Here is a 25,094-nt window from a genome sequence, read left to right on the forward strand (position 1 = left end):
CTGCGACGGCACGCTGCCGCACGGAACGTCGGCGCCGGTCGAGACAACGCGCCAGCTCAATCCGTCGGGATGGTGCCGGTCTCGGTCGCGCTCAATGCCGACCGTCATCTGACGGGCCTTGCGACCCTACTCGGGGCAGGACCTGTGAACAGCCTATGAGGCCTGCCCAGCCCGGCGATGCCCAGAGGGTCACCCGAGATCGGGCGCGTGCATGGCACGTACGCCTTCGATGTTGCCGTCGAGGTAGTGCCGCAGAGACAGCGGTACGAGGTGGACGGAGGCGATCCCGACCCGGGTGAACGGCACGTGGACGATCTCGTACTCTCCGACCGGCTCGTCGATCTCGGGGCCGTGCCGCAGGGCGGGGTCCATGGACTCGAGCCGGCAGACGAAGAAGTGCTGCACCTTCACGCCGGTCGCGCCGCCGTCATCGCCGATGTGTTCGACGGTGTCGACGAAGCAGGGGACGACGTCGGTGATCTTGGCGCCGAGCTCCTCGTACACCTCGCGATGCAGGGCGTCGACGACAGTCGTGTCCCCGGCCTCGACTCCGCCACCGGGCGTGACCCAGTAGGGATCGAGGCCGGGCTTGCTGCGTTTGATCAGGATCAGGTCGTCGCCGTCCAGCAGAACGGCGCGCGCGGTGCGCTTGACCACAGGTCGGACGGTCATGGGAGGAATGTGGCCCGGCTGGTTCCACGTGAAACATCGCGCATGATCACCGCACCAGTCAGGTGTGTGAAGCGCTCCAGTTGCCGGTTCAGCACCAGTCCCCGCCGCCGCCCTCAGAAGCCAGTCGTGCGCCCGCGCGACATGCGGCATCGACAGCGTGACGGTGCGCACCACCAGGACGTGGGTACTCGCCGTCGAGGGGAGGCTCGCGCCGTCCCCCGTACGGAGCGCGAGACCGTGCGGGCATCCGTGAGCCGGTCACCGCGCCGACTCGTCCAGCGCGTGCAGCACGTCCGCCACCAGGTCCTCCGGGTCCTCGGCGCCGACCGACAGCCGGATGAAGCCCTCCGGCACCGCGTCCCCTCCCCAGCGCCCACGACGTTCGGCGGTGGACCGAACCCCGCCGAAGCTCGTCGCCTCGTCCACGAGCCGCAGCTCCCCGAGAAAACGCTCGGCACGCGCGCGCGTGGGCAACGTGAAGGAGACCACGCACCCAAAGCGCCGCATCTGCCGTGCGGCCACCTGGTGCGACGGGTCGTCCGCCAGCCCTGGGTACCGCAGCCCGGTCACCTCCGGCCGCTCCCGCAGCGCCTGGGCGACGGTCAGCGCGGTGGAACTCTGCCGGTCCACGCGCATCTGGAGCGTGGCGATCGACCGGTGCGCGAGCCAGGCCTCCATGGGCCCCGGGATCGCCCCGACGATCTTGCGCCAGCGCCGTACAGCCGTCATCGGCTCGCCGGAGCGTCCGGTGACGTAGCCGAGGAGGACGTCGCCGTGCCCGGTGAGCTGCTTGGTGCCGCTGGCCACCGTGAAGTCGGCGCCCAGCTCCAGCGGGCGCTGCCCGAGCGGTGTCGCCAGCGTGTTGTCGACAGCCACGAGGGCGCCACGCGCGTGTGCCGCCTCGACGAGGCGCCGGATGTCGCACACGTCGAGGCCCGGGTTCGACGGGGACTCGATCCACAGCAGCTTCGCCCCGTCGAGGACGCCGAGCTGGGCGTCGCCACCGGTCGGCGCGGTGCGCACCTCGATGCCGTACGCCTCAAGCTGGGCGCGCACCAAGGGGAGCGCCTGGTAGCCGTCGCCGGGCAGGACGACGGTGTCCCCGGCGCGCAGCTGGGAGAAGAGCACGGACGAGATCGCCGCCATGCCGGAGGCGAACACGACCGTCTCGACGCCGCCCTGCCCGGGCGCCTCCAACTCGCCGACGGCCCGCTCCAGATGTGTCCAGGTCGGGTTCTCGTCGCGGCCGTAGGTGTACGGACCCGTAGGCTCGCCGGGCAGGTGGAAGTGCGCGGCGAAGACCGGGCCCGGCAGGGTCGGTTCGTACGGCACCGGCTCCGGAAGACCCGCCCGTACCGCGCGCGTGCCCTCGCCGGCGCCTCCGGCCGCGGTGGAGTCACTCATGCCACTCGTCCTTCCACGTTCGCGCGAACCGCGGCGAGCAGGCCGACGCTCGCCTCCTCCACCAGCTGGACGCACTCCACGAAGTCGTCCCGGCCCCCGTAGTACGGGTCGGGAACGTCCAGGTCGTCGCCGTCCGCGGGGGCGTACGCGCGCAGCAGCCGGACCTTCCGGGCATCCTCGCCGGTGGGGGCGAGGCGGCGCAGGGCCCTGAGGTGACCGGTGTCCAGGGCGATCACGAGGTCGAGGCGAGCGAACCAGGACCGTTCGAACATGCGGGCCGTGTGCTCGACGGCGTAACCGTTCTCCTCCAGGACGGAGACGGCGCGCGGGTCGGCGCCCTCGCCCACGTGCCAGTCGCCCGTGCCGGCGCTGTCGACCTCGACCAGGTCCTCGAGGCCGGCCTCCGCGACGCGCGCGCGGAAGACGGCCTCGGCCATCGGGGAGCGGCAGATGTTGCCGGTGCAGACGAAGCAGACGGAATAGCTCATCGCGTGCTCAGTCCTCGTCGGGGAGGACGACGTTGAGCGCCCAGGAGACGATGGAGATGATCAGGCCGCCCAACACTGCGGTCCAGAAACCCTCGACGTGGAAACTGAGATCGAGCTTGTCGGCCAGCCATGACGTGAGCAGCAGCATCAGCGCGTTCACCACCAGGGTGATCAGGCCGAGAGTGAGGATGAAGAGGGGGAAGGTCAGTACCTTCACGAGGGGCTTGACCAGGAAGTTGACCAGGCCGAACAACAGCGCCACCACCAGCAGGGTGCCGACCTTCCTGCCCGTGCCGGCACCGGTCAGCGTGATCTTTTCGAGCAGCCAGACGGCGACCGCCAGGGCGCCCGCGTTGGCGATCGTCTTGACTACGAAATTCTTCATGTGTCTGATCGTGGCAGAACAGATCGGCTACGAAGGCGGACGAGGGCGATGAAGGCATTCCGGTTGGATGAACTGGAGGCGGAGAGAGCCGCCAACGACGGCGCCTACCTGCAATTCTTGCGGGAGCGGAACATGTCGGTAGGTCTCTACGCACTCGATGCCGGGGACCACGATCCACAGAGCCCGCACAACCAGGACGAGGTCTACTTCGTCGTGAGCGGGCGCGCCTCCATCACGGTCGGTCCGGAGACCACCCAGGTGGCGCGCGGAAGCGTCGTGTACGTGCCGGCCGGAGTCGCCCACAAGTTCCATCACATCAGCGAGGACCTGCGGGTTCTGGTGGTGTTCTCGCCGGCGGAGGGCTGAGCGTCTCCGCCTGGCAGGGGACGTGCGGTCTCGGGGTTCCCTAAGGGGTCGGTCAGGGAAGGACAAGGGATGCGAGGCCCCCGCAGGCGCCCCCTCGGGACCTAGCATCGACGGCAGGACAACGAGAGATCCGGGCCGTCGGTGGCACCGGACACCGGACAGACGAGGACGAGGGCCATGCGAGAGATCTTCGCGGGACTGCCGTGGTGGGTGAAGTGGGTGGCGGTGCCGGTCATCGCGCTGGTCGTGTTCGGCGGCCTGATAGCGAGCGTCGTCGGCTTCGTGATCGGACTGCTCTTCAAACTGCTGGTCTTCGTGGCACTGGTCGGCGGACTGGTCTACGTGGTCCGCAAGTTCACGGCGGGCTCTTCCTCACGCGGCGACTGGTGAGCGGTTCGGGGAGCGGGGACCGGTAACAGGAATCGCCGGTTCCCTCGGCCGGGGGAAGTTTTCCGGACAGCGGGACCATCCGTGGTGGCGAGCCGTTAAAGTCCGGAACCCGTCGCGGGGACACACCTCCGCGAGCGGCGTCCCCTTCCCGTGTTCCCCGCACGGATCGCCCTCTCGAACTTCGGGAGTGACCCTTGGCCACGGTTGACACCGCAGCAGTCGCGGAACCGCACTCGCCCCCCGCTCACCCGCGTGCTACCACACCCCTGCTCCAGCGCCCGGCGGGCAGGGGCGTCCCCGAACAACCGCAATCCGCGGCGACGCTCATCGGGTCCGTGCAGCGCGCCATGCGACTGCTGGAAGCCGTGGCCCGGCACGACGGCGGGGCCCCGGCCAAGCAACTGGCCCGCGAGACCGGCCTGGCGCTGCCCACGGCGTACCACCTGCTGCGCACCCTCGTGCACGAGGGCTATCTGCGGCGCGACAAGGGGATGTTCTTCCTCGGCGAGGCGGCCGAGCGGCTGGGCGGAAGCGGCGCAGCGCAGAAACGTCGCAGCACCGTGGTCGCCACCCTCGCGCACTGGCGGGATGTGATCGGCGTTCCGGTGTACTACGCCCGCTACCGGGACGGCGAGATCGAGGTCATGTGCGTCTCCGACAGCCCGGGCACTCCGGCGGTGGAGGAATGGGCCGACTTCCGCGAGACCGGGCACGCGCATGCCATCGGTCAGTGCCTGCTGTCCCAACTGGACGAGAAGGCACGCCGCGATCACCTGGACCGCTACCCCGTGCAGTCGATCACTCCGTACACCGTCCGGGACGACCACACCCTGTTGCGGCGGCTGGCGCGGGTGCGGCGGACGGAGACGGTCGTCGAACGGCAGGAGTACGCGCTGGGCACGGTGTGCGCGGCGATCCCCATCACTGTCGGCACGACCGCCGCCACGATGGCCATCTCCCTCCCCGCTCACCAAGCCGACCGGCTGCCGGCGGCGGTACACCAGTTGCAGAGCGAGATCGGGCGGATGCTGGGATCGCTCGCGCTCTCTATCAGTATCTGAAAACTCACTCCTTGTGATCTGGTGTACACGTTGAGCAAGATGCCAGCAGTGTCAGGGGTAGATTCCCAGCCAGTCGACGGCAATGACGGGGTAGGGCGATGCGCGAGTCCGTGCAGGCAGTAGAGGCAGAGGTCATGATGAGCTTTCTCGTGTCCGAGGAGCTCTCGTTCCGCATCCCGGTGGAACTGGGCTATGACACCTGCGATCCGTACGCGGTACGGCTCACCTTCCACCTGCCCGGTGATGCCCCGGTGACCTGGGCGTTCGGGCGTGAGTTGCTCATCGACGGGGTGGGCAGGCCGTGCGGTGAGGGAGATGTGCGGGTCTCGCCGGCCGACCGGGAAGTGCTGGGCGAGGTATTGATTCGCCTTCAGGTGGGCGGTGAGCAGGCGGTGTTCCGCTCCTCGGCGGCGCCGCTCGTGGCCTTCCTGGACCGCACCGACAAGCTGGTACCCCTGGGGCAGGAGGGCGCGTTCGCGGACTTCGACGCCCACCTCGACGAGGCCTTGGACCGGATCCTGGCGGAGGAGCAGAGCGCCGGGTGAGGCCGCCTGGCGGGAAGCTGGTGGCCCGCCGGTGCAGGAACGCTTCTGCAAGGGAGAGGCGACGGGACCGCGTGGACGATCAGGGTGTGCAAGCGGCATGAGTCGCGCTTCTGACCGGGGGTGAACTCCTCGGGCGTTCGAAGGGCGCCGGTACCGGTGACTCCCTTCGAACGCCCCGTCTCAGTGCTTGCGACGCCTGCCCTTGCCGCCTCGAGTGCCTTGCTGGGCCGGGCCCGCCGTACCGGTCGACGGGGCCCCCGGAGCCACCGGAGCCGGCTCGGGGAGCGTGCCGGTGCCCGACCGGTCCGCCGAGACCACGAGCGCGGCGAGTGCGGTGGTGACCGGAACCGACGCGACCAGCCCGATCGAACCGACCAGCGTGCGCACGATCTCCTCGGCGACCAGCTCGCTGTTGGCGACCGTACCGACGCTGCTCTGCGCGATGGAGAACAGCAGCAACAGCGGCAGCGCGGCGCCGGCATAGGCGAGGACGAGCGTGTTGACCACGGACGCGATGTGGTCCCGGCCGATCCGGATGCCCGCCCGGTACAGCCCTCGCCACCCCATCGAGGGGTTGGCCTCGTGGAGTTCCCAGACCGCCGACGTCTGCGTGACCGTCACGTCGTCGAGGACACCGAGCGATCCGATGATGATGCCGGCGAGGAGCAGACCACTCATGTCGATGGTCGGGTACAGGCCGTGGATGAGACCGGTGTTGTCGTCCGTGTTGCCGGTGAGCGCCGCCCAGTCGACGAACCAGGAGCCGAGGACGCCGATCAGCAGCAGGGAGATGAGGGTGCCCAGTACGGCCACGGAGGTGCGCGCCGACAGGCCATGGCACAGGTAGAGAGCGATCAGCATGATGGCGCTCGCCCCCACGACCGCCACCGCCAGCGGGTTCGAGCCCTGAAGGATCGCGGGCAGGACGAAGAAGTTCAGCACCATGAAGCTGATGGCCAGCGCGACCAGCGCCATGACCCCCCGCAGCCGCCCGACGACCACGACGGCGACGGCGAAGATGATGGCGAGCAGGGTCATGGGGACACGGCGGTCCACGTCGGTGACCGAGTACTGAAGGTCCCTCGGCGCGGAGGGTTCGTAGGCGACCACGACCTTCTGGCCCTCTTCCAACTGCCGTGACTGGTCCGGCTGGACGATCTCGGTGAACGTACGGCCCTTGTCCGCGCCGGTGTCCACGCGGATCGTGGCTTTCTTGCAGGTGCCGTTCGCCTGCTGCTGCGCGGAGGAGCCCTCGGCGGTCGAGGTGTCGCCGGTCGGGGTGCCGCCCGATGCGTTCGCCGACGAGCAGCTGATGGTCGCGACCTCGGAGACCGTCGCCCGCTGCGTCTGCCGGTCGAAGCCGACGCCGGTGCGTTCGTGCGCCGGAGCACCGCCGGGCCACAGCACGACCAGACCGGCGAGCACGGCCACGCCGAAGGGGATGAGAACGGCCGCGATGACCTTGCGCAGATGCTTGGAGACGGGGGTGGCCGGGCCGTGACTGTGGCTGTGCCCGTGACCGCCGCCCGGACCTGGCCCGTGCCCGCCGTGCCCGCCGCGGTGCCCGTCGCCGGGACCGTGCCCGTTGTGCTCGTCGCCGGGACCGTGCCCATTGCCGCGGTCGGAGCCGTGTCCGTCACCTGGACCGGGACCCTGTCCACGACCTCCGCCCAGGCTCCCGCCACCGGGCACGGATCCGTATCCCCGGCCGGAGCCCTGCCCGCCGCCGGGCCCGTAGCCGTATCCGCCCTCGGGGCCCGGGCCGGGACCGGTGCCGGAACCCCGACCAGCGCCAGATCTGCCACCGGAACCGCCGCCGGGGCCGGACCCCTGTCCTTGCCCCAGGGGTCCGCCGGGAGGAATGCCCGGACCGTGGGGCTGTTCGGGCGGGGGAAACGGAGGCTGAGGTGTCGTGGTCACCGCCCGATCATCGCAAGAACGACAGAGGCCCACTGTTCACCGCGCCACAAAGGACGCTAGCGTGGAGGCACCTTTGCACACGCGGGAGCTCGGAGCACCGGGCTGAGAGGGCGCTGACCTCCGTTTTCGCGATGTTTCACGTGGAACGTCACCACAACCAAGTGATGTTCGACATGAATCGTCGGCTGACGGAAGCCGCTGCGTCGACCGCTGAACCTGTTACCGGGTAATGCCGGCGTAGGGAGTAGGTCTCATGACCAACAAGGACGCAAGCACGCCTGCCTCCGCGCAGATCTCCGACGAGATCTCTGCCGACGGGGAGGCCGGGAAGTCCATCGGATGGCACAAGGCGTATGTCGACGGCCCACGCCCCGACCTGCGCGTGCCGGTCCGCCAGGTGCACCTCACCAACGGGCAGTCGGTCACGTTGTACGACACCTCGGGTCCGTACACCGATCCGCTCGTCGAGACGGATGTCCGCCGGGGACTGCCGCCGCTGCGGGAGAACTGGGTCATCGGCCGTGGGGACACGGAGGAGTACGCGGGCCGCCCGGTCCGTCCGGAGGACGACGGGATCAAGCACACCTCGCCGCGCGGCGGGTTGCGCAACCTCGACGCGGTCTTCCCCGGACGACCGCGTCTGCCGCGCCGCGGCCGAGACGGCCGGGCGGTCACCCAACTCGCGTACGCGCGCCGGGGGGAGATCACGCCCGAGATGGAGTACGTGGCCATCCGGGAGAACGTGGAGCCCGAGGTCGTGCGTGAGGAGATCGCGGCCGGGCGGGCGGTGCTGCCGGCCAACGTCAACCATCCGGAGATCGAGCCGATGATCATCGGCAAGCGGTTCCTGGTGAAGGTCAATGCCAACATCGGCAACTCGGCGGTGACCTCCTCCATCGAGGAGGAGGTCGAGAAGATGACCTGGGCGACCCGTTGGGGCGCCGACACGGTCATGGACCTGTCCACGGGCCGCAACATCCACACCACCCGCGAGTGGGTGCTGCGCAACTCCCCGGTGCCCATCGGCACGGTGCCGCTGTACCAGGCCCTGGAGAAGGTCGACGGCCGGGCCGAGGAGCTGACCTGGGAGATCTACAAGGACACGGTGATCGAGCAGGCCGAACAGGGCGTGGACTACATGACGGTCCACGCGGGCGTGCGCCTGCCGTACGTCCCGCTGACGGCGAACCGGAAGACCGGCATCGTCTCCCGTGGCGGCTCGATCATGGCCGCCTGGTGCCTGGCCCACCACAAGGAGTCGTTCCTCTACGAGAACTTCGAGGAACTCTGCGAGATCCTCGCGGCCTACGACGTCACGTATTCGCTGGGTGACGGTCTGAGGCCCGGCTCCATCGCGGACGCCAACGACGAGGCGCAGTTCGCGGAGTTGCGCACGCTCGGGGAACTCAACCGGATCGCGAAGCGTTTCCACGTGCAGACCATGATCGAAGGCCCGGGCCATGTCCCGATGCACAAGATCAAGGAGAACATCGACCTCCAGCAGGAGATCTGCGATGAAGCACCGTTCTATACGCTCGGCCCGCTGACCACGGACGTCGCGCCGGCGTACGACCACATCACCTCGGGCATCGGCGCCGCGATGATCGCCTGGTGGGGCACGGCGATGCTGTGCTACGTCACGCCCAAGGAACATCTGGGCCTGCCCAACCGCGACGACGTCAAGACCGGCGTCATCACCTACAAGATCGCCGCCCACGCGGCCGACCTGGCCAAGGGGCACCCCGGTGCGCAGGAATGGGACGACGCGCTGTCCGACGCTCGCTTCGAGTTCCGGTGGGAGGACCAGTTCAACCTGGCCCTCGACCCGGACACCGCGCGGGAGTTCCACGACGAGACGCTGCCTGCCGAACCGGCCAAGACGGCTCACTTCTGCTCGATGTGCGGACCGAAGTTCTGCTCGATGAAGATCTCCCACGACATCCGCCGTGAGCACGGTGGCAGTCGGGCGGAGGTGGAGGAGGGCATGGCGCAGAAGTCCAAGGAGTTCGCAGCCGCGGGGAATCGGGTGTATCTGCCGATCGCGGACTGACGCGACGACGACGGCGCCGCTGCCGTGCCGGGCTGGTCAGGGCAGCTTGGCCTTGGGCGTTCCGTGTGTATGCGTACGGTGCGGTGGACGGTGCCCTCGGTCCGGGGTGATCGGGCCGGGGGTGGTCGTCCCCGGCGCTGGGTGTGGACGGTCGTCCGTCGGCTTTGGGTCCGAGCGGGGTGATTCCGGGGTGCGGCTCGGCAGACTGGTGGCATGACAGCGCGATCCATGAGCAAGGGCGCCAATCTGCCGGTCGATGTGCCGTCCGTACGCGTCGAGATCAGTTGGTCCGAACGGGTCGGTGGCCCGGACGTGGATGTGTCGGCCCTGCTGCTGACCGCCGCCGGAAAGGTGCGTGACGACGGGGACTTCGTGTTCTACAACCAGCCGCGGCACGCCTCCGGCGCCGTACGGCATCTGGGGAAGCGGACCACCGACGGCGTCACCACCGACGCCGTCGAGGTGGACCTGCTTTCGCTGGAGAGTGCCGTCGCCCGTGTGGAGCTGTGCGCCTCCGCCGACGGCGGCACCTTCGGGCAGGTGGCCGGTCTGATGCTCAGGTTGCTCGATGCGGGAGGCACGGCGGAACTGGCGCGGTTCGAGATGCGAGGGGAGACGGAGACGGCGTTCATCGGAGGCGAGTTGTATCTGCGGGAGGGGCGCTGGAAGTTCCGGGCGGTCGGACAGGGGTACGCCTCCGGGCTCGCGGGCCTGGCCACCGACTTCGGGATCAGCGTCGATGAGGACCCCGTCGGCACGGCAGCCGTCCCCGGCGCATCGGCCGTAGGCACACCGCCCCCGCCGCCCCCGGCCGTAGGCACACCGCCGCCCCCGGCCGTACCCACACCTCCCACCCCTCCGCCCCCGGCCGTACCCACACCTCCCACCCCTCCGCCGGTCGCGCCCACGGCTCCGCTGCCGTTTTCTGCCGCCTCCGCCGCTATGTCCGCACCACCTCCGGGAGGCCGGCTGACCAAGGGGGAGGAACACCTTCCGGTCGATATGCGCAAGCGGCTGTCGCTGCGGAAGCAACAGGTGGCCGTCAGCCTCAGCAAGCGTGGTGCGGCGGGGGTCAGCGCGCGTGTCGTGCTGGTGCTCGACGCGTCGGGGTCCATGTCGTTCCTGTACTCCGGCGGTGTGGTGGCGGACGTGGTCGAGCGCATGGCCGCCGTGGCGGCGCAGCTCGATGACGACGGCGAGATGCAGGCCTGGACGTTCGCCTCCCACCCGGCCCGTCTGCCGGATCTGCGCCTGGGCGAGCTGCCCGAGTGGCTGCGGCTGCATGTGCGGGTGGGAGAGATCAGCCTATTCCGGCGGAGCAAGAAGCCGCAGAAGGGGTTGCGACCGGGCCAGGTCGACATGCGCTCGGTCGGCATCCAGAACGAGGAACAGAAAGTGATCGCCCAGGTCAGAGACTATGTCCGGGCGAATCCGGCGACGGTCCCGACGCTGGTGCTGTTCTTCTCCGACGGAGGCGTCTACCGCGACGCCGCGATCGAGAAGGAACTGCGTGCGGCGGTGGAGGAACCGATCTTCTGGCAGTTCGTCGGACTCGGCCGCTCCAACTACGGCGTCCTGGAGCGATTCGACACGCTGCCCGGCCGCCGCGTGGACAATGTCGGCTTCTTCGCTGTCGACGACATCAGCACCGTCCCGGACCAGGAGCTGTACGACCGTCTCCTGTCCGAGTTCCCGAGTTGGCTCAACGCCGCGGGGCAGGCGGGCATCTTCTGACCGGCATGCCGGCCGTCGCCGCCCTCGCCCCCAGCCCTCCGTTCCCCGATCCGCGGCGGGCTCGTCCTGTCGTCCCGCCGTCCTGTCGTCCTGTCGTCCCGCCGTACGGCTTGCGCTCCCCGGCGGGGGCGCCAGCCGAGGGCCTATTCCGGCTGGTGTTCCGGGCCCCCGAAGTCCGGGCTGGAATAGTCCGGGCTGCTGAAGCTGGGGCGGGAGCCGGCCGAGGTTCCTTCGTCGGGGCTGCTGAAGCCCGGACGGCCGTAGCCGATCTTCGGCAGGCGGCCGGTGGGAGCCGACGGGGCCGGTGCTGGGTCGATCGGGGCGCTCGTGCCGGGGTGGGCGAGGGCCTCGCGCAGGAAGGGCAGGATGCCCCGCTCCAGCAGGGCGGCCCGCCAGGCTTCCTTCGCGCGGTCCACCTCCGCGCTCAGTTCGCTGTGCGGGCCGGCCTCCAAGGAGGGACGGTTGCGCAGGGCGGTGAGCAGGAGGCCGACGGACGCGACGAGGATCGCGGTCGCGGCCACCGCCCCGAACGTCCATCCGGTGACGAGCATCGTCCGGGCGAACGCCGGCTCGGGGTCGAGCATCCGCAGGATGTAACCGACGAGCAGGAAGATCACCGCGGCGGTGCCGGCGAGGACGGGGGTGAGGACGGCGGCGATGGCGACGGCCCCCGCGCCGGCGGCCTCGGCCGCCTCCCCCATGCTCGCGGCGAAGCCCATCCCGCCCACGCCCGGCTCGCCGGAGCCGGACTCATGGCCGGCCGAGGAGGGGCCGGACGGCGTCGGACGGCGCAGTTCCGCGCGGACCTTCACATAGTGCTGGTACTCGGTCGCCGCGGCCGCCGTGATGAGCGCGGAGGCGTTGAGCGCCATGGTGCGCAGTTGTTCGGGGTTGAGCCGCTGTCCCCCAGCGGCCAGTTCCGGGTGGTGTGGTGCGGAGCGCAGCGCCTCGTCGAGGATTCGCTCGTACTCCTGGCGGTCCTCGCTGTGCAGGTGCTGCGGAACGCTGTTCATGTGCATCCCCCGATGCTCCGTAGGGCTTGGGGCTCGCATGCCAACGAGCCGTCGGGCAGAAACGGAGGGGAGCCTGCTACGGATGCACCGATGGTAGAGCGGCGACGGCATGAGGTAACAGGGGGTTTGCTGAAATTGACCCCTGGCCTGCGGTGCCGTCGGGCGGGTCCGGCGCGCGCTGCATCGGACCCGGGAACCCTCAGACGGGCAGCGGCAGTTGCTGGACCAGCAGCTTTCCGGCCATCGTCACTCCGCCGTCCATCGCGATGGCCAGCCCGCCGGCGTAGACGTGCGGCCCTTCGACGACCGGGCCGGCCGAGTCCTCGTCGTCCTCCGAGCCGACTTCGCCCAGGAGGTAGGGAATGGGGCTGTGGCCGTGAACGATGCGGGTGCCGCCGTACGTATCGAGCAGGGAGCGGACGGCGTCGGCGCCCCCCTCGTCGCGGAAGGAGAAGCGCTTGGTGAACTTGCGGAACAGGTCCCACACCTCGTCCGCGTCGTTACGGGTGATCGTCTCGCGGACGGTGTCGTTGACCGCCTCGATCGAGTCGCCGTAGTCGAGGTAGGCGGTGGTGTCGGAGTGCACGAGCAGGTGACCGTCGACCTCCTCGATGGCGTCGAGGCGGGCCATCCACTGGAGGTGGTGGTCCTGGAGACGGTCCATGTCGGACTTCTGGCCGCCGTTGAGCAGCCAGGCCGCCTGGAAGGTGGCGGTGCCCGCGCCGGAGTTGACGGGGGTGTCGCCGAACCGCTTGGCGCCGAGCAGGAGCAGTTCGTGGTTGCCCATGAGGGCCTTGCAGTAGCCGCCGGCGGCCGCTGCCTCGGCTGACAGCCGCATCACGAGGTCGATCACGCCGATGCCGTCCGGGCCGCGGTCGGTGAAGTCGCCGAGGAACCACAGCCGGGCGGTGCCCGCGCACCAGCTGCCGGCCGAGTCGATCAGCCCCTTCTCCTGGAGCGCGGCGATCAGCTCGTCCAGATAGCCGTGCACGTCGCCCACGACGAACAGAGCACCGGGGCCGGTCGCGGCCTGCGGAGCCTGGGCGGCGGCCGGGTCGACGGCCACCTGAAGGGTGTCGCCCCGGTTGATGACCGGCAGGTCCCGCTGGGTGGGCGTGTAGCCCTCCGGGGGTCCGAGGGGGTCCTCGAGGGGCGGTGTCGCGTTGCCGGGGTGCGCGCCGTGGTCGTACGGACCGGTCTCGTGGACGTAAGCGGGCACCCGGAAGTCGCGCACCGTCGCCGTACGCTCCACCTCGGGTCCCTGACCGGCCCCCTGAGTCATCAGACCCCTCCACCATCGCGCCGCATCTGCACCGCTTCGGACTGCTTGGTCGCAACGGCCCGCGGTGCCGTGCGCCCATCATAGGAATGCGGATCGTGCCGTGTGATGACCCAGGGGTGGTGAATCAGAGCAAGGCTCCTGTTCACCGCGGCTTTCGCCCCGATTGGGCCGGGCTTCGGCAGTACTCGCTCACCCACTGCACACCGTGCTTACACCCTCGGCCCACCCGTCTGTGGCGTCGCCGGGGAATTCGTGGGCGTGTTGTGGGGTGAGGTCGGGGTGCGAGCCGGGGGATCACCGTGGGGCCGCGCTCCGGGTGGCGCTGATCGACTCCACCCGAACGATCCCGGCCGACTGCGGGCTTCTCGGGGCGGCTTCGAGCATCCCGGGCGCGTCTGGGGTCGGTGACCGCCGCCGGGAGGTCCCACGGTGGTTCGGGTCCTCGGCGACGGCGACCTTGGCGGCCTGCGGTCGCTGTCGACCCGTCCCCTCCCCGGCGGGGCCGTCCGACCGGCGGAGCCCCGGCGCAGCCCTTCCTGCGCCCCCCGGAACCGGGACCAGGCCGTCCACCCCACCGCGGCTCCCTGAAGGCGAGCCGGCGTCCCGCACTCCCGAGTCGACCGCCCGCCTTCCCCTTCTCCTCCGGACCCGAGCCGGATCTACTTCTCCTCCGGACCCGAGCCGGATCTACTTCTCCTCCGGACCCGAGCCGGATCTACTTCTCCTCCGGTACCCGAGGCGGACTGACCGTCCTGCGTGGCGAGCGTCGCTGGGACGAGGTACGCACGATCAGCTCCGTCGGTATCACCTGCTCGACCGGCCGGTCGGACTCGACGCCTTCGATCGCGTCGATGAGGAGTTGCACCACCGCGGTGCCGATGCGCCGGGGCTTCAGCGACAGGGTGGTGATGGGCGGCTCGGTGCTGGCGTAGACGGTGGACTCGCTGCAACACACCAGCAGCAGGTCCTCCGGGACGCGCAGACCGTAGCGGCGGGCAGCGGCGAGGAGGTCGGTGCCGTTGGGGTCGAACAGGCCGTAGACGGCGTCGGGGCGGTCGGGCCGCGCCAGCAGTCGGTCGGCCGCGACGGCGCCCGCGCACGGATCATGGGCGGGGTAGGCCTCGTAGACCGGGTCCTGGCCGACCCGCTCGCACCAGTGCAGGTAGGCCCTGGTCGACAGGTGGGTGTAGGTGTCGGTGGTGGTGCCGGTGAGCAGACCGATACGGCGGGCGCCGGCGGCGGCCAGATGGTCGAGGATGTCGAGGACGGCGGCCTCGTGGTCGTTGTCCACCCACGCGGTGACCGGGAGCGTGCCGGCCGGGCGGCCGTCGGAGACGACCGGTAAGCCCTGCCGTACGAGTTCTCCGACCACCGGATCCTGGTCGGAGGGGTCGATGACGACGGTTCCGTCCAGGGCGACGTTCGACCACACGTCGTGGCGCGAGGTGGCGGGGAGGATGACGAGGGCGTAGCCGCGGGCGAGTGCGGCGGAGGTGGCGGCCCGCGCCATCTCCGCGAAGTACGCGAACTCGGTGAAGGTGAAAGGTTCATCCCCGTACGTGGTCACGGTCAGACCGATGAGGCCCGACTTGCCGGTACGGAGGGTTCGGGCCGCGGCCGAGGGGCGATAGCCCAGTCGGTCGGCGACTTCCCGGACATGGCGTCGGGTGGCGTCCGGGAGCCTGCCCTTGCCGTTGAGGGCATCGGAGACGGTCGTGATGGAGACTCCGGCGGCGGCGGCCACGTCCCTGATGCCCGCCCGGCCCGGCCGGCTGCCTCGGCGTGAGGTATCCGCGCGGCTCACCTGGTGCTTCCCTGCTGCTGTCATGGCGAGCCGATAGTAGGGCTCATTCGGTGGGGTAGGGCGGACGCATATGCACACATTGGCAGGCACGTTTCTGCATGGCCGTGAGGGGCCAAGTGCCGATGAAAGCAAGGTAGTTGGACCGTTTGATATCAGGACGTGGCGTGGAGGCACGGATGAGCCTGCCAAGGTGCCGATGTTTCGAAGAGGTCTCAACTCACCTGCACGAGGGATGCGCGCCACGGCGCAAGCTACCGGCGCATAGATATATGTACGGCGCGCCCCCCGGCGTGCGCGCCTTCGTCCGCCTTCGTACCGTGATGCCGCTGATGTGGGTGTGACGTGGTCGGCATAGGCGGGTTCCACGGACACGGGTCCGTCCTCAGCTGTACGCAGCCGAGCCGAATCCTCATAAGGTGAGCAGTATTGAGCCGGTGGTGGTCACGAGGAGGACTGCGGTGAGCGAGACGAGCCCCAAGCTGCGCGCCGAGCTGGAGGGGATACCCACCTACAAGCCGGGCAAGCCGGCCGCGGTGGGCGGTCCCGTGGCCTACAAGCTGTCCTCCAACGAGAACCCCTACCCGCCGCTGCCGGGCGTGCTGGAGCGCGTCACGGCCCTCGCCGGGTCCTTCAACCGCTACCCGGACATGGCGTGCTCGGGACTGGTGCAGGAGTTGTCCGAGCGCTTCGGCGTCCCGGCCTCGCACATCGCCACGGGCACCGGCTCGGTCGGCGTCGCCCAGCAGTTGATCCAGTCGACGGCGGGACCGGGCGACGAGGTCATGTACGCGTGGCGGTCCTTCGAGGCGTATCCGATCATCACGCAGATCAGCGGCGCGACCTCGGTGCAGGTGCCGCTGACGGACGGCGATGTGCACGATCTGGACGCGATGGCCGAGGCGATCACCGAGCGGACCCGGCTGATCTTCGTCTGCAACCCCAACAACCCCACGGGCACCGTGGTGCGGCGGGCCGAGCTGGAGAGGTTCCTGGACCGCGTGCCCGGCGATGTCCTGGTGGTGCTCGACGAGGCCTACCGGGAGTTCATCCGCGACGCCGAGGTGCCGGACGGGATCGCGCTCTACCGGGAGCGGCCGAACGTCTGTGTCCTGCGCACGTTCTCCAAGGCGTACGGCCTCGCCGGGCTGCGGGTCGGCTTCGCGATCGCCCATGAGCCGGTGGCGGCGGCGCTGCGCAAGACGGCGGTGCCGTTCGGGGTGAGCCAGATAGCGCAGGAGGCGGCGATCGCCTCGCTGCGGGCCGAGGACGAGCTGCTCGGCCGGGTGGGTTCCCTGGTCTGCGAGCGCGACCGGGTGGTCGGGGGGCTGCGTGCCCAGGGCTGGACGGTGCCGGAGACGCAGGCCAACTTCGTGTGGCTGAGGCTGGGCGAGCAGACGGCCGCCTTCGCGGCGGCGTGCGAGCGGGCGGGCGTCGTGATCCGGCCGTTCCCGGGCGAGGGGGTGCGGGTGACGATCGGGGAGACCGAGGCCAACGACATCTTCCTCAAGGTGACGGAAGGGTTCCGCAAGGAGCTGTAGCGGGTGACATCGGTCACCCGCTCCGCGAGGTCCAGGGTGATATCCGCAGGTCAGCGCTTGTGGCGTGGCGCCGTCGGTCGGATGTGGCGAGGGGGTTCCCCGGAGTAAGGGGGACCCCCTTCACGCGTCGAAAATCTGTGCGCCATAATTGCTTGTGAATGTGAACGCTTTCACAAGCGGCTGAGTAAGGAGCGGTGACGTGGACCTGGCTTTGGCGCCGGAGACCCTGGCGCGCTGGCAGTTCGGCATCACGACCGTCTACCACTTCCTGTTCGTGCCCCTGACGATCTCGCTGGCCGCGCTGACCGCCGGACTCCAGACCGCGTGGGTGCGCACAGAGAAGGAGAAGTACCTCCGGGCGACGAAGTTCTGGGGCAAACTCTTCCTGATCAACATCGCGATGGGTGTCGTCACCGGCATCGTGCAGGAGTTCCAGTTCGGCATGAACTGGTCGGACTACTCCCGCTTCGTCGGTGACGTCTTCGGCGCGCCCCTGGCGTTCGAGGCCCTCATCGCCTTCTTCTTCGAGTCCACCTTCATCGGCCTGTGGATCTTCGGCTGGGACAGGCTGCCGAAGAGGATCCATCTGGCCTGTATCTGGATGGTCTCGATCGGCACGCTGCTGTCGGCGTACTTCATCCTCGCGGCCAACTCCTGGATGCAGCACCCCGTCGGCTACCGGATCAACGAGGCGAAGGGCCGGGCGGAACTCACCGACTTCTGGCGCGTCCTCACCCAGAACACCGCTCTCAACCAGGTCTTCCACAGCTTCTCGGCGGCCTTCCTGACGGGCGGCGCCTTCATGGTGGGGATCGCGGCCTTCCACCTGATGCGCAAGAAGCACATCCCGGAGATGCGGACCTCCCTGCGTCTCGGCCTGGTCACCCTGGCGGTCGGCGGACTGCTCACCGCGGTCAGCGGCGACACCCTCGGCAAGGTCATGTACGAGCAGCAGCCGATGAAGATGGCCGCGGCCGAGGCGCTGTGGGACGGCGAGAAGCCGGCACCCTTCTCCGTGTTCGCGTACGGGGACGTCGACCAGGGCCACAACGAGGTCGCCCTGGAGGTCCCCGGCCTGCTGTCCTTCCTGGCGCACAGCGACTTCGAGTCGTACGTGCCCGGCATCAACGACACCAATGAAGCCCTCCGGCAGAAGTTCGGCCCCGGTGACTACAAGCCCATCGTCCCCGTCGCCTACTGGGGCTTCCGCTGGATGATCGGCTTCGGCATGGCGTCGTTCTCCCTCGGTCTGGTCGGGCTGTGGCTCACGCGCAAGAGGTTCTTCCTGCCGGCCGCCCTGCGGACCGGGGAGGACGAGGTGCCGCGTCTGGTGCTGTTCAGGAGCCCCCTCGGCGCCAAGCTCACCCGGCTCTACTGGCTCCTGGCGCTGTGGACCATGGCGTTCCCGCTGATCGCCAACTCCTGGGGCTGGATCTTCACCGAGATGGGCCGCCAGCCTTGGGTCGTGTACGGCGTGATGCAGACGCGGGACGCGGTCTCCCCCGGCGTCTCCCAGGCCGAGATCCTCACCTCGATGATCACCTTCACGCTGCTGTACGCCGTCCTCGCCGTCGTCGAGGTCAAGCTGCTGGTGAAGTACGTGAAGGCCGGTCCGCCCCAGCTGACCGAGGCCGACCTCAACCCGCCCACGAAGATCGGCGGCGACTCCCGTGACGCCGACAAGCCGATGGCCTTCTCGTACTAGGCCGAGGGAGCTGCACAGTCATGGAACTGCACGATGTCTGGTTCGTCCTCATCGCCGTCCTGTGGATCGGCTACTTCTTCCTGGAGGGCTTCGACTTCGGGGTCGGCATTCTGACCAAGCTGCTGGCCCGCGACCGGCCCGAGCGGCGGGTGCTCATCAACACCGTCGGGCCCGTCTGGGACGGCAACGAGGTGTGGCTGCTCTCCGCGGGCGGCGCGACCTTCGCCGCCTTCCCGGAGTGGTACGCCACGCTCTTCTCCGGCTTCTATCTGCCTCTGCTGCTCATCCTGGTCTGCCTCATCGTGCGCGGCGTGGCCTTCGAGTACCGGGCCAAGCGGCCCGAGGAGAACTGGCAGCGCAACTGGGAGCACGCGATCTTCTGGACCTCGCTGCTCCCCGCGTTCCTGTGGGGTGTGGCCTTCGGCAACATCGTGCAGGGCGTGAAGATCGACCGGAACTTCGAGTACGTCGGCAACCTCGGGGATCTGCTCAACCCCTACGCGCTGCTCGGCGGTCTGGTCACGCTGACGCTGTTCACCTTCCACGGCGCGGTGTTCACAGCCCTCAAGACCGTCGGCGACATCCGGGAACGGGCGCGGAAACTGGCGGGCAAGACCGGTCTGGTGACCGCCGTGTCGGCGCTGGTCTTCCTGCTCTGGACGCAGATCGACAGCGGTGACGGCAAGAGCCTCGTCGCCCTGGTCGTGGCCGTCGGCGCCCTCGTCGCGGCTCTGGTGGCGAACCAGGCCGGGCGGGAGGGCTGGTCCTTCGCCCTCTCCGGCCTCACCATCGTGGCCGCCGTCTCGATGCTCTTCCTGACCCTCTTTCCGAACGTCATGCCGTCCTCGCTCGACGCGGACTGGAGCCTCACGGTGACCAATGCCTCGTCGAGCCCGTACACCCTGAAGATCATGACCTGGTGCGCGGCCATCGCCACGCCGGTCGTCATGGTCTACCAGGGGTGGACCTACTGGGTCTTCCGCAAGCGGATCGGTACGCAGCACATCGCTGAGCCCGCGCACTGAGTTTTGCAGTTGGGGTGTGTTTCATGGGAAACGCCTGTTTCACGTGAAACACGCTCCTTGAGAAGAGGGTGTGTTTCACGTGAAACCGATCGACCCGCGTCTCCTCCGATACGCCCGCTCCACCCGCCGCTTCCTGATGGCGGTCGTCGGACTGGGAGCCGTCGGAGCGGTGCTGGTGATCGCCCAGGCGATGCTCATCGCCGAGGTGGTGGTCGGGGCGTTCGAACAGGGTCGGCTCGTCGCGGAACTCGGCACGCCCCTGCTGCTGCTGGTGGCTGTGGCGATCGGCCGCGCGCTGGTCTCCTGGCTCACGGAGCTTTCCGCGAACCGGGCCAGCGCCGCGGTGAAGTCGGAACTGCGGGGCCAATTGCTGGAGAGGGCGGCCCGGCTGGGTCCCGGGTGGCTGAGCGGGCAACGGACCGGATCGCTGATCGCGCTCGCCACCCGAGGGATTGACGCCCTCGACGACTACTTCTCTCGCTATCTGCCGCAGTTGGGCCTCGCGGTGGTCGTCCCGATTGCGGTGCTGGCGCGGATCGTGACCGAGGACTGGGTGTCCGCCGCGATCATCGTCGGCACCCTGCCGCTGATCCCCGTCTTCATGGTGTTGATCGGCTGGGCCACCCAGTCGCGGATGGACCGCCAGTGGCGACTGCTGTCCCGACTGTCCGGGCACTTCCTGGACGTCGTCGCGGGGCTGCCCACGCTCAAGGTGTTCGGGCGGGCCAAAGCGCAGACGGAGTCGATCCGGCGGATCACCGGCGAATACCGGCAGGCGACCATGCGGACGCTGCGGATCGCCTTCATCTCGTCGTTCGCGTTGGAGTTGCTCGCGACGCTCTCGGTGGCCCTGGTCGCGGTGACGATCGGCATGCGGCTGGTGCACGGCGAGATGGACCTGTACACCGGCCTGGTCATCCTCGTGCTCGCGCCCGAGGCCTATCTCCCGCTGCGGCAGGTCGGAGCGCAGTTCCACGCGGCCGCCGAAGGGCTCGCCGCCGCCGAGGAGATCTTCGAAGTGCTGGATACGCCGGTGCCGGCGGGTGGCACGGACGCGGTGCCGGCGGGCGGCGTGGCCTTCGAGAGCGTGAGGGTCCGCTACCCCGGACGCTCCGTCGACGCCGTCTCGGACGTGTCCCTCGCCGTCGCCCCCGGAGAGACGGTGGCGCTCGTCGGACCGAGCGGCGCGGGCAAGTCGACCCTGTTGAACGCTCTCCTGGGCTTCGTCAGGCCGGTCGAAGGCCGGGTGAGCATCGGGGGAGCGGATCTCGCGGACGTCGATCTGGAACAGTGGCGCTCCCGGATCGCCTGGGTGCCGCAGCACCCGCACCTCTACGCCGGCACGATCGCCGAGAACGTACGGCTGGCACGCCCCGACGCCGATGACGCCGCCGTCCGCCGGGCGCTCGGGGACGCGGGCGCGCTGGAGTTCGTGGACGCGCTTCCGGACGGTGCCGGGACGGTGCTCGGCGAGGACGGGGCCGGACTGTCCGCTGGCCAGCGTCAGCGGCTCGCACTGGCGCGGGCGTTCCTCGCGGACCGGCCCGTGCTGCTGCTGGACGAGCCGACGGCCGCGCTCGACGGGGCGACGGAGGCGGGGGTCGTGGCGGCCGTACGGCGCCTGGCGGCCGGCCGGACCGTCCTGCTGGTGGTGCACCGTCCGGCGCTGCTGGCGGTGGCGGACCGGGTGGTGCGGCTCAAGGCGACGGAGGCGGCGACCGACGCGGCGTCACGGGAACCCGGGGCGGTGGCCGCCCCTCGGGGCCTCGGGGCCGTCCTGGAGAAGCCCGTGGCCTTCGAGGCGCCGCAAGGGGCGCGGACCGTCGTCGGCAAGGGCGAGGCGCTCGCCCGGGTCCGTGGCATGGCCGGTGCCCGGCGGGAACGTCTCGGTCTCGCACTGCTCCTCGGCAGCCTGGCTCTCGGCAGCGCCGTCGGTCTCATGGCCACCTCCGGATGGCTCATCTCGCGCGCCTCGCAACAACCACCGGTGCTCTATCTGATGGTGGCCGTGACCGCGACCCGGGCCTTCGGCATCGGGCGGGCCGTGTTCCGGTATGCCGAGCGGCTCGTGTCGCACGACGCCGTGCTGCGGATGCTCGCCGACACCCGGGTCGCCGTCTACCGGCGGCTGGAGCGGCTGGCGCCCGCCGGACTGCGCACCACCCGTCGCGGCGACCTGCTGACGCGGCTCGTCGCCGACGTGGACGCCCTCCAGGACTACTGGCTGCGCTGGCTGCTGCCCACCGTGTCCGCCGTCGTCGTCTCCACGGGATCCGTCGCGTTCACGGCGTGGCTGCTGCCCGAGGCGGGGGCGGTCCTCGCCGTCGGGCTGATCGCGGCCGGTGTGGGAGTTCCGCTGGTAACGGGCGTCGTGGCGCGCCGGGCCGAGCGCCGCCTGTCCCCCGCTCGGGGGGTGCTCGCCACCCGCGCGGCCGACCTGCTCACCGGTACCGCCGAACTGACGGTCGCGGGTGCCCTGCCCGCCCGTACGGCCTCGGTCCGGGAGGCCGACTCCGTGCTCACCCGGATCGCCTCGCGCGCCGCGACCGCCACCGCGCTCGGCGGCGGGCTGACCGCGCTCGTCTCGGGACTGACGGTGGCTGCCGCCGCTCTCGTGGGTGCGCAGGCCGTCGACGCGGGACGGCTGAGCGGCGTGACCATGGCCGTGGCCGTCCTCACCCCGCTCGCCGCCTTCGAGGCTGTCCTGGGCCTGCCGCTCGCCGTCCAGTACCGGCAGCGGGTGCGCGCAAGCGCTGAGCGCGTGTACGAGGTCCTGGACTCTCCCGAGCCGGTGCGGGAGCCGGAGCGGCCTCGCCGGGCGCCGGGATCGCCGTTCCCGCTCGTCGTCAAGGGGCTGTCCGCCCGGTACGAGGGGCAGGGCCGGGACGCGCTGACCGGTGTCGATCTCACCGTGGAGCAGGGCCGCCGGATCGCCGTCGTCGGGGCTTCCGGTTCCGGTAAGACGACGCTCGCTCAGGTGCTGCTGCGGTTCGTGGACCCCGGTGCGGGCTCGTACACGCTCGGCGGGGTGGACGCCTGCGCCCTCGACGGGGACGACGTACGGCGCATGGTCGGGCTGTGCGCACAGGACGCGCACCTCTTCGACAGTTCGGTCCGCGAGAACCTGCTGCTGGCGAGGAAGGACGCGACCGAGGACGACCTGCGCGACGCGCTCGCCGGGGCCCGGCTGCTGGAGTGGGCCGACGGGCTGCCCGACGGGCTCGACACTCTTGTGGGCGAGCACGGCGCACGGCTCTCCGGCGGGCAGCGTCAGCGACTCGCCCTCGCCCGCGCGCTCCTCGCCGACTTCCCCGTTCTGGTGCTCGACGAGCCCGCCGAACATCTCGACCTGCCGACCGCCGACGCGCTCACCGCGGACCTGCTGGCGGCCACCGAAGGCCGTACGACGCTCCTCATCACCCACCGGCTCGCCGGACTCGACGCGGTGGACGAGGTGGTCGTCCTGGACGAGGGCCGGGTCGTGCAGCGCGGCACGTACGGGGAGTTGGCCGCGGGAGAGGGACCGCTGCGTGAGATGGTCGGGCGGGAGGAAGCGGCGGAACTGCTCGTGGGGGCGCGCTGAGAACGCTTCGTTCCCCTCCACCGGCGTGGCGGTCCCGCATCCTCCTGGCCGAGCGCCCGGCAGGGCTCGCGCTCGGCCGTTCGAGTCGCTGATCCCCCAGGCGTACGACCAGAACAGGACCGGGGGCGGTCGGCCGCGCAAGGATCGCTGACATGCGCTCATCTCGCCGTCGGCCGCCGCTGGTTCCGGTCCTGATGTGTGCGGTGGCGGTGCTGGTGGCCCGGCCCGCGACCGCCGGCGGGGACCCGGGCGGTGACGGCCCGGACGGACCCGGCTCCGGGTTCAGCGCGCAGGTGGCGCGGCTGTACGAGGAAGCGGCCGTGGCGACCCAGCGGTACGAGGCGGGGCGTCTCGAGTCGGAGAGACAACGGGCCAAGGTCCAGCGGCTGGAGCAGCTCCTCGACCGTGAGCGGCAGGAGATCACCGTGCTGCGCGAGGACCTGGGCCGGATCGCGCGCGCCCAGTACCGCGGCAGCGGTGGACTGCCGGTCGCCGCCCAACTCGTCCTGTCGAGCAACCCCGACGAGCTGATGCGGGGCCGGCACGTCCTGTCGCGGACGAACGTCGTCGTGGACAACGCGATCGCCAAGAGCCGACGGGCCGAGACCCGGCTGGCCGCCGACGAGGCGAGGGCCGCGCGGGTCCGGCAGACCCTGGAGCGGCACAACGCCGAACTCGCCGTGCTGCGCACCGGCATCCAGCGGAAGCTGGAACAGGCGCGGTGGCAGTTGCAGGGGCAGGCGGACGCCTCGGTCGCCGCGGGTTCCTGCCGTGGTGCCGAGCGGCTCGACCGGCCGCCGGCGCGCGACCGGCGGGAGTGGGTCGCGCCGGTCGACGGCTACACCCTGTCCGCGCGCTTCGGCAGCGGCGGCGCCCGCTGGGCCAGTCGGCACACCGGGCAGGACTTCGCGGTACCGATCGGCACCCCGGTGAAGGCGGTCGGCGCGGGCCGTGTGGTGCGGGTGTCGTGCGGCGGCGCCTTCGGCATCGAGATCGTGCTCCGGCACGCCGACGGCTACTACACGCAGTACGCCCATCTGGCGTCCGTGGGCGTCGACCAGGGCGAGAGCGTGACGACGGGGCAGTCGATCGGTCAGTCGGGCACCAGCGGCAACTCCACGGGACCGCATCTGCATTTCGAGGTACGGGTCACTCCGGACATGGGGTCGGCGGTCGACCCGGTGCCGTGGCTGGCGGCACGCGGGACGCCCGTCGGATAGTCCTGGCTCGGTTTCAGGCCCGGAGCCGCTCGGCGACCAGCTGCTCGATGACGACGGCGACCCCGTCGTCGTTGTTGGCGACGGTCTGCCCGGAGGCCGCCGCGATCACGTCCGGGTGCGCGTTGCCCATGGCGTAGGAACGGCCCGCCCAGGTGAGCATCTCGACGTCGTTCGGCATGTCCCCGAACGCGACGACCTCTTCGTGTGAGATGCCCCGCTCCGCGCAGCACAGGGCGAGCGTGCTCGCCTTGGAGACTTCGGGTCCGCTGATCTCCAGCAGCGCGCTGGGGCTGGAGCGGGTGACGTTGGCACGGTCGCCGATGGCCAGCCGAGCCAGGGTGAGGAAGGCGTCGGGGTCGAGCGTGGGATGGAACGCGAGGATCTTCAGCACCGGCTCACCGGCCCCCGGGGCGTCCGGCGCCAGCAGCCGCTCGGCCGGCGCGAGGGCGTCGGGGACCTCCAGATGCATCCGGGGATATTCCGGCTCCTGGTAGAAGCCGTACGTCTGCTCGACCGCGTACATGGTCCCGGGTGCCGCCTCGCGCAGCAGCCGTACGGCTTCCAGCGCGTTCTCCCGGGCCAGCTCGCGCACCTTCACGAACCGGTGGGCGCCGGGGCCGCCGTGCAGATCGACCACGGCGGCGCCGTTGCCGCAGATCGCCAGGCCGTGCCCGTGGACGTGGTCGCTCACGACGTCCATCCAGCGGGCGGGGCGGCCGGTGACGAAGAAGACCTCGATGCCCGCCTTCTCGGCGGCGGCGAGGGCAGCGACGGTACGCGGGGAGACCGACTTGTCGTCGCGCAGCAGGGTCCCGTCGAGATCGGTGGCGATCAGCCGCGGCGGGGTGGCGGCGGCCGGGGTCTCGGGCTGTCGAGTCACTGAGGTCACCCGGTCATTCTCCCGTATCC

General features: G+C 70.2%; 20 protein-coding genes. 11 read left to right on the plus strand and 9 right to left on the minus strand.

What is annotated here, in order from left to right:
- Positions 1-189: 189 nt before the first annotated feature.
- The 4 genes from ACZ5Y0_RS22730 to ACZ5Y0_RS22745 form a co-directional block, all read right to left on the minus strand.
- On the minus strand, positions 190-672 hold the full coding sequence (locus ACZ5Y0_RS22730; protein ID WP_469130507.1) for an NUDIX domain-containing protein: 483 nt from the start codon (positions 670-672) through the stop codon (positions 190-192).
- Between the two features lie 258 nt (positions 673-930).
- Positions 931-2,076, minus strand: a complete 1,146-nt coding sequence (locus ACZ5Y0_RS22735) for a cystathionine gamma-lyase (protein WP_469130508.1) — start codon at positions 2,074-2,076, stop codon at positions 931-933.
- Positions 2,073-2,564: a low molecular weight protein-tyrosine-phosphatase gene (locus ACZ5Y0_RS22740; protein ID WP_469130509.1), complete on the minus strand. Its 492-nt coding sequence runs from the start codon at positions 2,562-2,564 to the stop codon at positions 2,073-2,075. Before ACZ5Y0_RS22740 ends, ACZ5Y0_RS22735 begins: the two co-directional genes overlap by 4 nt.
- 7 nt (positions 2,565-2,571) lie before the next feature.
- Positions 2,572-2,949 (minus strand): phage holin family protein, encoded by a 378-nt coding sequence (locus ACZ5Y0_RS22745; RefSeq protein ID WP_469130510.1) that lies wholly within the window; start codon positions 2,947-2,949, stop codon positions 2,572-2,574.
- 48 nt (positions 2,950-2,997) lie between these two features.
- Here ACZ5Y0_RS22745 and ACZ5Y0_RS22750 point away from each other — a divergent pair, with 48 nt between their 5' ends.
- The 4 genes from ACZ5Y0_RS22750 (at position 2,998) to ACZ5Y0_RS22765 (ending at position 5,311) form a co-directional block, all read left to right on the plus strand.
- On the plus strand, positions 2,998-3,315 hold the full coding sequence (locus ACZ5Y0_RS22750) for a cupin domain-containing protein (RefSeq protein ID WP_469130511.1): 318 nt from the start codon (positions 2,998-3,000) through the stop codon (positions 3,313-3,315).
- A gap of 177 nt (positions 3,316-3,492) precedes the next feature.
- A complete protein-coding gene (locus ACZ5Y0_RS22755; protein ID WP_467509496.1) occupies positions 3,493-3,705 on the plus strand; it encodes a DUF5326 family protein in 213 nt (70 codons plus the stop codon).
- A 266-nt stretch (positions 3,706-3,971) separates the two neighbouring features.
- Positions 3,972-4,766 (plus strand): IclR family transcriptional regulator, encoded by a 795-nt coding sequence (locus ACZ5Y0_RS22760; RefSeq protein ID WP_469130576.1) that lies wholly within the window; start codon positions 3,972-3,974, stop codon positions 4,764-4,766.
- Positions 4,767-4,864: 98 nt separating this feature from the next.
- The gene (locus tag ACZ5Y0_RS22765) at positions 4,865-5,311 is read left to right on the plus strand and encodes an SsgA family sporulation/cell division regulator (RefSeq protein ID WP_469130512.1); all 447 of its coding nucleotides are present in this window, start codon (positions 4,865-4,867) and stop codon (positions 5,309-5,311) included.
- 180 nt (positions 5,312-5,491) lie between these two features.
- Here the strand turns inward: ACZ5Y0_RS22765 and ACZ5Y0_RS22770 are convergent, their stop codons facing one another.
- Positions 5,492-7,003 carry a YibE/F family protein gene (locus tag ACZ5Y0_RS22770; RefSeq protein WP_469130513.1) on the minus strand — a complete coding sequence of 504 codons (1,512 nt, stop codon included), beginning with the start codon at positions 7,001-7,003 and terminating at the stop codon, positions 5,492-5,494.
- A gap of 481 nt (positions 7,004-7,484) precedes the next feature.
- Here ACZ5Y0_RS22770 and thiC point away from each other — a divergent pair, with 481 nt between their 5' ends.
- Together thiC and ACZ5Y0_RS22780 are read left to right on the plus strand one after the other, a co-directional pair.
- Positions 7,485-9,281 carry a phosphomethylpyrimidine synthase ThiC gene (gene thiC, locus ACZ5Y0_RS22775; protein WP_469130514.1) on the plus strand — a complete coding sequence of 599 codons (1,797 nt, stop codon included), beginning with the start codon at positions 7,485-7,487 and terminating at the stop codon, positions 9,279-9,281.
- A 213-nt stretch (positions 9,282-9,494) separates the two neighbouring features.
- Entirely contained in the window at positions 9,495-11,015 is a 1,521-nt protein-coding gene (locus ACZ5Y0_RS22780; protein ID WP_469130515.1) for a VWA domain-containing protein, read from the plus strand.
- Between the two features lie 143 nt (positions 11,016-11,158).
- Here the strand turns inward: ACZ5Y0_RS22780 and ACZ5Y0_RS22785 are convergent, their stop codons facing one another.
- From ACZ5Y0_RS22785 to ACZ5Y0_RS22795, 3 genes are all read right to left on the minus strand, one after another.
- Complete coding sequence (locus ACZ5Y0_RS22785; protein WP_469130516.1) at positions 11,159-12,034, minus strand: hypothetical protein; 876 nt, start codon at positions 12,032-12,034, stop codon at positions 11,159-11,161.
- A gap of 193 nt (positions 12,035-12,227) precedes the next feature.
- Positions 12,228-13,310: a metallophosphoesterase gene (locus ACZ5Y0_RS22790; RefSeq protein ID WP_469130517.1), complete on the minus strand. Its 1,083-nt coding sequence runs from the start codon at positions 13,308-13,310 to the stop codon at positions 12,228-12,230.
- Positions 13,311-14,025: 715 nt separating this feature from the next.
- Positions 14,026-15,138, minus strand: coding sequence for a LacI family DNA-binding transcriptional regulator (locus ACZ5Y0_RS22795; protein ID WP_469130518.1), 1,113 nt, complete (start codon positions 15,136-15,138; stop codon positions 14,026-14,028).
- A gap of 434 nt (positions 15,139-15,572) precedes the next feature.
- On the opposite strand from ACZ5Y0_RS22795, the gene hisC reads away from it, so the two are divergent.
- The 5 genes from hisC to ACZ5Y0_RS22820 all read left to right on the plus strand — a co-directional run bounded on the left by hisC (position 15,573) and on the right by ACZ5Y0_RS22820 (position 24,185).
- Positions 15,573-16,652: a histidinol-phosphate transaminase gene (gene hisC / locus ACZ5Y0_RS22800; RefSeq protein ID WP_469130519.1), complete on the plus strand. Its 1,080-nt coding sequence runs from the start codon at positions 15,573-15,575 to the stop codon at positions 16,650-16,652.
- 199 nt (positions 16,653-16,851) lie between these two features.
- Positions 16,852-18,357, plus strand: coding sequence for a cytochrome ubiquinol oxidase subunit I (locus ACZ5Y0_RS22805; protein WP_469130520.1), 1,506 nt, complete (start codon positions 16,852-16,854; stop codon positions 18,355-18,357).
- 20 nt (positions 18,358-18,377) lie between these two features.
- Positions 18,378-19,382, plus strand: coding sequence for a cytochrome d ubiquinol oxidase subunit II (cydB, locus tag ACZ5Y0_RS22810; RefSeq protein ID WP_469130521.1), 1,005 nt, complete (start codon positions 18,378-18,380; stop codon positions 19,380-19,382).
- A 79-nt stretch (positions 19,383-19,461) separates the two neighbouring features.
- Positions 19,462-22,965 carry a thiol reductant ABC exporter subunit CydD gene (cydD, locus tag ACZ5Y0_RS22815; RefSeq protein WP_469130522.1) on the plus strand — a complete coding sequence of 1,168 codons (3,504 nt, stop codon included), beginning with the start codon at positions 19,462-19,464 and terminating at the stop codon, positions 22,963-22,965.
- A gap of 152 nt (positions 22,966-23,117) precedes the next feature.
- Positions 23,118-24,185: a M23 family metallopeptidase gene (locus ACZ5Y0_RS22820; RefSeq protein ID WP_469130523.1), complete on the plus strand. Its 1,068-nt coding sequence runs from the start codon at positions 23,118-23,120 to the stop codon at positions 24,183-24,185.
- 13 nt (positions 24,186-24,198) lie between these two features.
- On the opposite strand, the gene ACZ5Y0_RS22825 is transcribed toward ACZ5Y0_RS22820, so the two are convergent.
- Complete coding sequence (locus ACZ5Y0_RS22825) at positions 24,199-25,074, minus strand: HAD hydrolase family protein (protein WP_469130524.1); 876 nt, start codon at positions 25,072-25,074, stop codon at positions 24,199-24,201.
- Positions 25,075-25,094: the final 20 nt, after the last annotated feature.

The sequence above is a fragment of the Streptomyces sp. NPDC033216 genome, assembly GCF_055577115.1.